At 53.4% G+C, this 2,060-nt stretch carries 2 protein-coding genes; both read left to right on the top strand.

Going from position 1 to position 2,060, the window contains the following annotated elements; genetic code table 11:
- Window positions 1-1,137: elongation factor Tu (gene tuf / locus AB5Y99_RS16410; protein ID WP_115523187.1), on the top strand; the 1,137-nt coding region annotated here is incomplete at its 5' end.
- A gap of 113 nt (window positions 1,138-1,250) precedes the next feature.
- Window positions 1,251-1,793 (top strand): D-glycero-beta-D-manno-heptose 1,7-bisphosphate 7-phosphatase, encoded by a 543-nt coding sequence (gene gmhB / locus AB5Y99_RS16405; protein WP_005356377.1) that lies wholly within the window; start codon window positions 1,251-1,253, stop codon window positions 1,791-1,793.
- Window positions 1,794-2,060: the final 267 nt, after the last annotated feature.

The following is a 2,060-nucleotide window of genomic DNA, read 5'->3' as shown; positions in this document are numbered from 1 at the left end:
ACCATCGGCCACGTTGACCACGGTAAAACCACCCTGACTGCAGCTATCACCAACGTGCTGGCCAAGCACTTCGGTGGTAAAGCTTTCGCCTTCGACCAGATCGACAAGGCACCGGAAGAGCGTGAGCGTGGTATCACCATCAACACCTCCCACGTAGAATACGACACCGCTACCCGTCACTACGCCCACGTAGATTGCCCGGGTCACGCCGACTACGTTAAAAACATGATCACCGGTGCTGCCCAGATGGACGGCGCGATCCTGGTAGTAGCAGCGACTGACGGCCCGATGCCGCAGACTCGTGAGCACATCCTGCTGGGTCGTCAGGTTGGTATCCCGTACATGATCGTGTTCATGAACAAGTGTGACATGGTTGATGACGAAGAGCTGCTCGAACTGGTTGAGATGGAAGTTCGTGAACTGCTGACCGAGTACGACTTCCCGGGTGATGACCTGCCGGTAGTTCGCGGTTCCGCACTGAAAGCGCTGGAAGGCGACGCTCAGTGGGAAGAGAAGATCATCGAGCTGGCTGGCCACCTGGATACCTACATCCCGGAGCCGGAGCGCGCGATTGACCAGCCGTTCCTGATGCCTATCGAAGACGTATTCTCTATCGCTGGCCGTGGTACCGTAGTAACCGGTCGTGTAGAGCGCGGTATCGTTAAAGTAGGTGAGACCGTAGAAATCGTTGGTATCAAAGATACCGTTTCTACCACCTGTACCGGTGTTGAAATGTTCCGCAAACTGCTGGACGAAGGTCGTGCAGGCGAGAACATCGGCGCGCTGCTGCGTGGTGTTAAGCGTGAAGACGTAGAGCGTGGTCAGGTACTGGCCAAGCCGGGTTCTATCAAGCCGCACACCAAGTTCGAATCTGAAGTGTACGTGCTGTCCAAAGAAGAAGGTGGTCGTCATACCCCGTTCTTCAAAGGCTACCGTCCGCAGTTCTACTTCCGTACTACCGACGTGACCGGTACCATCGAACTGCCGGAAGGCGTAGAGATGGTAATGCCGGGCGACAACATCAAGATGGTTGTTACCCTGATTGCTCCGATCGCGATGGACGACGGCCTGCGTTTCGCTATCCGTGAAGGTGGCCGTACCGTAGGTGCTGGTGTTGTAGCTAGCGTAATCGCCTAATCGATTCGTTATATACAAAGATGAAAAGGGGTGGCTTCGGCCACCCCTTTTATTTTTGGGGCTATTTATGGCCTGTGAGATACTGGGTAAAACCATTGATAGAGGTAGTTTCCGTGAGCAACCCCGCCATTTTTCTGGATCGTGACGGTGTCATCAATGAAGACACTGGCTATGTCAGTCAGGTCGATGATTTCCATTTTCTGCCCGGAGTCATAGACGCCCTGCAGCTCCTCAAAAAGAAAGGCTATCTGCTGGTCGTCGTCACCAACCAGTCCGGAATTGCCCGCGGCTACTTCAGTGAAGATGACTTCATGAATCTGACTGAATGGATGGATTGGTCACTGGCTGATCGGGATGTGGATCTCGATGGCATCTACTTCTGCCCCCATCATCCGGATCACGGCGCCCCCTGTGATTGCCGCAAACCGGAACCAGGCATGCTGCTGTTGGCGCAACAGGAACTGGGGATCGACATGAGTCGTTCCTATATGGTGGGTGACAAGCCTTCCGATCTAAAAGCTGCCGTCAATGCTGGTGTTGGTCACAAGATCATGGTCAGAACCGGTAAGCCGGTGACCGAAACGGGTAGTGCGCTGGCCGATGCTCTCTATGACAATCTGCACGATTTTGCTGTTGCGGTGCCTGCAGTGAGCTGATTTCGCCGGTTTAATATGCCAATTGGTGGCTTTGTGAGCGAACAAACAGCGAAAGCCATCTTTTTGCAATTATCTGCTTGCCAGAAAGAATCTGTTCCCTATAATGCGCCTCCATCGACAGGGCAAGCGGCAACGCAGAAAGCCAAGTCGATAACCTCGAAAAGCCCTTGAGAATAAGGCTTGACTCGAGAAGGCGGTTGAGTAGAATTCCACTCCCGCAGCAACACACTGTTGCGTCGCTCTTTAACAATTTGAATCAAGCAATCT

It is taken from the genome of Aeromonas sp. R4-2 (assembly GCF_040908295.1).
In the GTDB taxonomy this organism is placed as follows: Bacteria; Pseudomonadota; Gammaproteobacteria; order Enterobacterales; family Aeromonadaceae; genus Aeromonas; species Aeromonas veronii.
Note: the sequence above shows the minus strand (reverse complement) of the source record. Positions and strands in the feature narration are given on the sequence as shown.